The sequence below is a fragment of the Skermanella aerolata KACC 11604 genome (assembly GCF_000936425.1).
GTDB classification, from domain to species: Bacteria; Pseudomonadota; Alphaproteobacteria; order Azospirillales; family Azospirillaceae; genus Skermanella; species Skermanella aerolata.
The window spans coordinates 1-4,924 of record NZ_AVFK01000118.1; the positions used below are offsets into that span (position 1 = coordinate 1).

The 4,924-nt window shown below is 58.6% G+C and carries 6 protein-coding genes; 2 read left to right on the plus strand and 4 right to left on the minus strand.

Going from position 1 to position 4,924, the window contains the following annotated elements:
* The 4 genes from N826_RS38370 to N826_RS38385 form a co-directional block, all read right to left on the minus strand.
* Positions 1-232 (minus strand): hypothetical protein (locus N826_RS38370; protein WP_157599435.1); only part of this gene is annotated, 232 nt, incomplete at its 3' end.
* Positions 233-648: 416 nt separating this feature from the next.
* Entirely contained in the window at positions 649-972 is a 324-nt protein-coding gene (locus N826_RS44035) for a hypothetical protein (protein ID WP_044437782.1), read from the minus strand.
* Positions 973-974: 2 nt separating this feature from the next.
* Complete coding sequence (locus N826_RS38380) at positions 975-1,400, minus strand: hypothetical protein (protein WP_044437783.1); 426 nt, start codon at positions 1,398-1,400, stop codon at positions 975-977.
* 2 nt (positions 1,401-1,402) lie between these two features.
* Complete coding sequence (locus N826_RS38385; RefSeq protein WP_044437784.1) at positions 1,403-1,891, minus strand: hypothetical protein; 489 nt, start codon at positions 1,889-1,891, stop codon at positions 1,403-1,405.
* 852 nt (positions 1,892-2,743) lie between these two features.
* On the opposite strand from N826_RS38385, the gene N826_RS38390 reads away from it, so the two are divergent.
* Together N826_RS38390 and N826_RS38395 are read left to right on the plus strand one after the other, a co-directional pair.
* Positions 2,744-3,643: a hypothetical protein gene (locus N826_RS38390; protein WP_147041259.1), complete on the plus strand. Its 900-nt coding sequence runs from the start codon at positions 2,744-2,746 to the stop codon at positions 3,641-3,643.
* Between the two features lie 2 nt (positions 3,644-3,645).
* Entirely contained in the window at positions 3,646-4,170 is a 525-nt protein-coding gene (locus N826_RS38395; RefSeq protein ID WP_044437787.1) for a hypothetical protein, read from the plus strand.
* Positions 4,171-4,924: the final 754 nt, after the last annotated feature.

Genomic DNA, 4,924 nt, shown 5'->3' on the forward strand with positions numbered 1-4,924 from the left:
TGCTCGACACGAGGCGAGTCGTCAGGAGCTTGTAGAGGCGACCACGGCCAGTCTGGACGTAAAGACCGGCTTTCAGCGCGGCGACACCGCGTCCGACTCGTTCCGGGTCCAGCCCGGTCACTTCGGCCAGATCGGCGACCGACGCTCTTGTCTGTAAGCTCCAGGGGTTCGAGCGGTCGGCGAGCGTGAACAGTACCAGACGGCCCGCCGCTCCGAGATCGGGGTCGGCCACGGCCCTGCGCAAAAGGAGTATTAAAGACTTCTCCTTAGTGCGCAAGTCATTGACATATTTGTTAAAAAGCTCGTCGCTTTGATCACTATCGGTCGGCATACCATAGCCCCTTTCGGTCTATGACCTGCCGCCGCGCCTTGCTCAAATCAACGAGTCCGTGTTAGGATCGGAATTGTCTGTACCGAGCTTGGACTCGTTGGCCTGACCCGTTTGCAGCGGTGGCAGGTTTAAGTTTTGGGAAACCCCGCTGGCGCTCACCAGCGGGGTTTTTCGTTCCTGGTTTCAGTCTAGCCACAAGTCAGGCTAGATGTCATGTGCTTTCCAATGCCGCATTGTCCCGCTTAGAAGTTCAATTGATGTATTATTTATCAGGCAGCAAATGTAAGCAGTTTGCTTCCGTGCCCTGATTACTCGCGTCAAAGGGACATCGTCACTGCAAAGTCGGCAACACCTGCCTGCCATGCCTCCAATGCCTTGCATCGTGGGCAAATGCGGTGTCCTGCCGACCTGGATGGAAAGGGTTTGCGGCAGCACAGGCAGGATCGTGACGCGGCTACCTGGACCGGGCGTCCGTCGTCTGTGTCGTCGGCGGTCAGCTCGTCCCATACAGACGACACCGTCGAACTAGACGCACCTGCCGCCTTGGAAACCTCCCGCTGTGACGGCTCACGGTCGAGCAGGATCGAGAGGACATCGAAGGCAGCGCGGCAGCGTTCAACGGTTTCCAGCTTGATCGCCATAGTCAGGTCCTCCGCCTGGAGCGGCAGTCTGCCACGATGGCGTCAAGCAGCCGGTCCGCATCGTCAGCAGCTAGGACGGTCCGCCACACCTGCATGCGTGCGCGCAGACCTGCTTCTGTTCGTGCACGCGTCTCCGCTATCTCAGCCAGGAGCGCGGCCTGCCGCTTCTCGCTGCAAGCAATGCCGTGGGTCAGATAGTAGGCCGGTGTTGTCTGCCACAGCTTCGCCCAGAGGTCCGAAGCGGCAGGATCAGCAGGACGCTTCCGGAGAACGCTGGCGGCAATGGCCATGGCTGCTACATGCCGTTGCCGCAACTCCGCAAGGTATGCATGGCTCGCGAGGTACTGCCGGCACAGCTTGAGCAGCCGGGTATCGGTCGTCGGAGCAGACTTCGGTTGGGAGCTGGTGACCAGTGCGAGGTGTGCCATCGTCACGCCTCCCCCTGTCCGGAGATCACGGCGATGTCAGCGTCTATGCGGTCCAGGAAGTAGTCGTCGGTGTCCTCCCCGAAATAGACCAGAGTCGCCCGGTACAGCCGGATCTTCTCCCGGATACCGTCGGGTGTCCGAGCTGGTGTGTTTACGGCCCGCGTCATAGCGGCGTCCGAGATCGCAGCTACCCGCTCCCATTCCCACTCCAGAAGTCCGCATTCCGTCAGGTTCCAGGCGTCATGCCACGCATGGTTCCCAGGACCCATAGGGCAGGGTCCCAGCAACGCGATAGCGGCGTCGTAGGCATCATCACGACGGCGCAGGAGGTCCGTCAAGACTGGTTCCAGGCGCAGCCATTCGGCAACGGCGGCGATTATCGCGGCATCCGGTCCGTGCGGTGCCGGTGCGGAGATCAGCGCGATCGGCGGGGTAATGGCGAGCGAGATCGAGCCAGCGCAGAAAGCGCGGCGGGAGGTCTGGATGTCCATCTGTGTGCCTTTCTAGGGGCGGTGAGGGAATGTACCCGGCCGCTAGAAACACCACACAGGGAGGTGCGCCATACACTTTAGCCCATCGGGTTAGCGATGGACCTGGACATGCTGCATGACCAACCGGGCGCATTGAACTTAGCATCTTAGAACCTGTGTCTGAAGGCTTTCTAGGGCCGACAACGACGCTACTCCTGCAAGTTGAGTCTCGTCAACAAAGAAAGATCCCTCGGCGGGGGCCATGCTCTGGATGATCGAGATCATCCAGAGGCAGGCGATAGGGTGTCTTGCGGGTGTGGGCGTCAATAGCTGTCCTCGGACAGCACCTAGCCTAAGAGCGGCTGGTGCAGTCCTCCGGGAGCTATTGACGTTGGAAAGTCGGCGGATTGGTCGGTTCGTCGGATCGAACCTCGGCAGGCGACAGAGGCGGGTGTGCTGTGTCTGGGAGGTGACGGATGCCGTACAAAGTGCCGGGGTGGAGCGGTAGGGAATGCCAGATAAATAGGTTTGTACGGCAGGGCATGCCTCATACCCTTGCTGGTGCTGGAGTTTGGCGTATTGCAGCAAGTGTGAGATGCTGTATTTCAGCAATACGTTTGTATGCAGCATCTGCGGAAGTTCGGGAAAATGGTGTCTGACAGACCCCTACTAGACGATGATCCAAGACATACGTTGCTCCGGATCAAAATGCGCGGTTCCCCGGCGCAATCCGGGTCGAAATCCGGGCGGATCGGGGGAGGCGGTGGCGGTTGGGCGAGCGGTTGGGGAGGATCGGGCGGCGGCGTCAAGATGCCGTCCAAGTCTCGGACAGCCTATTGCGGCAAGTCCGCTGGCAAGATCGCTGGCGGGGGCATGTCAGCCAAAAGCCAACGCGCCGTCGTGAAGATGAGCTATCACAAGATGGGGATGGCAGCGGCCCATACCCGCTATCTGGAGCGCGAAGGCGCGGGCTTGGAGCAATCCACGACATACAACCATGTCGGGTATCTGGAGCGGGATGCGGGCGGACTGGAGCACGAGCGCGGACAGGCGTTAGACCTTCACACCGGCAAGCCGATTGACGCGGCGGCGAAGGTCGAGAGATGGGAGCGCGAGCACGATGCCTATCATTGGCGCGGCATCATCGCGGGGGAACGGACACCCGAAGACATGACGGCCATGATCCAAGAGGTGACGGCCAAGGCGGAGGTGCATCTCGGCACCCGCCTGGATGGCTTCATGGTCCACCACCACGGCCAGGGGAATCCTCATACCCATATCGTCTTTCGTGGGAGGCACGAGAACGGTAAAGCCCTGTATATCGATCCTGTCTACGTCCAGCACGGTTTCCGAGACAGCGCGCAACAGTACATCACCCGCGAGTTCGGGGAGCGGTCAGACCGTGAAATCGCCGCTGGTCAGGAGCGGTCATGGGAGATCGCCCAGCAGCGTGAGCAAGGCCTGGAGCGCGTCCGTGAGTATACCCAGGAGCACGGCCTGGACGATAAGGACCGGCTGCGCCTGAAGCACACCATGCTCAAGGGGTCCGTGAAGGAGATCGAGCAGACACATAGGAAATTGGACGCGCTGGAGCGGGTGCAGGAGATTGAGCAGGAACTCCCCCAGGAGCGCCGGCAGGAGCTGGAGCGCAAGGTGCTCGACGGCAGCGCGCGCCAAGTCGCGGCGGTAGAACGGCAGGTTCAGCAGGTAGAGCAGCGGGTGGAACGGGTGCGTGAACGATCGCGGGATCGCGGCATGGATATGGGGCTGTAATCGTGGCGAAAACTTCGGTGACATTCCGGCTCGACAGCGAGCTGGCAGCGCGGCTGAAGGATGCTGCGGAGAAATCCGGCGGCAAGTTGACCCAGGTGCAGATCGTAGAGGCGGCACTGGCGGACAAGTTCGCCGTAAGGGACAGTGGCCGGTTGTTGGCCAAGGTCAACGAAAGCCAACAGACAGCGCTGACATTGGTGAAGGAGCAGTCTGCTGCACTGACAGAGTTTCAGGAGAAGGTACGGACCGGCATCAGCGGGTTTGCCACCAGACTTCATGATGACGTCGAGCAACTGGAACGGTCGGTGACGCAGGAGATGCGTGGAACCAATGCCAGCGTGAACGCACTACAACAGCAGGTCGCCGGGATGATTGGCACCATGCGCCAGATCGAGCATGGAGTTCAGCAAGCGGCAGAAACACGCTTGGCTACTTGGCAGCTACTCGCCCTTGGCATCCTCATCGGATTGGCGACTTTTGGCGCTGGGGTTATTGGCCTGAATTTGTGGCAACGACTGACTGGGTAAACACAACTTATGGTTAAGATTGCCACGTGAAAAAGTTCTACAATGCAGTAAACTAGTATTTAACGTTGCGTATAGAAGTTCATAGAAAAATTAACTAGGAATTAACTTTCACGGTAAAAAAACTTAACGAATGGTTAAAGTATCTTCTAGTTGAAGCCTATTTCAGTCTCAATTTCATAATAGCGCTATTCAGTCTTCGTTAACCATTAGCCGTGACAATGGTGATCGTGAACGCGGCCTCTTCACAGGCTGCGCCACGATCAACCACATTGGAGTAAGGGGATGTCCCTTAGACTATGGCTCTTTGTGGTTGAGCTGCTTATCGGTATCCTGCAGCTCATCCACATCATTCTCAACTACGTCGTAGGAGGGTAACCAAACCACATTTGAGGCTCTCACCTGATCAGAGGTGAGGGCCTCTCCCTCTTCGACCGTACACCACGGTCTGGGTTAATTTTAGCGTCGAGATGATTAAGGGATTGTTAACCTGAAACGTTAACTTTTTTAACCTTTTTGAAGTGCAGATGATAAGTGCAACTTTTTGCACTTTATCACCTAATCAGATAAGGAACCTGCCCACCACAGCCGGATGCGGTTGGTGGACAGCACAGAGTCGCCACGGTCGCATGATCCAGGTCGAGGTTCTGGAGCTCGGTGCCCCGCGCCCAGCCATTCAGGACACTTCATGACGCCGGACCGCCGTCACCCCACCAGCCCCCCCGTGTCGACAAGCTTGCCGCAATCCGGCCACGGA

Coding starts and splice junctions, on each gene's coding strand:
- N826_RS44035 (WP_044437782.1), bottom strand. CDS start 972: ATGGCGATCAAGCTGGAAACCGTTGAACGCTGCCGCGCTGCCTTCGAT.
- N826_RS38380 (WP_044437783.1), bottom strand. CDS start 1,400: ATGGCACACCTCGCACTGGTCACCAGCTCCCAACCGAAGTCTGCTCCG.
- N826_RS38385 (WP_044437784.1), bottom strand. CDS start 1,891: ATGGACATCCAGACCTCCCGCCGCGCTTTCTGCGCTGGCTCGATCTCG.
- N826_RS38390 (WP_147041259.1), top strand. CDS start 2,744: ATGTCAGCCAAAAGCCAACGCGCCGTCGTGAAGATGAGCTATCACAAG.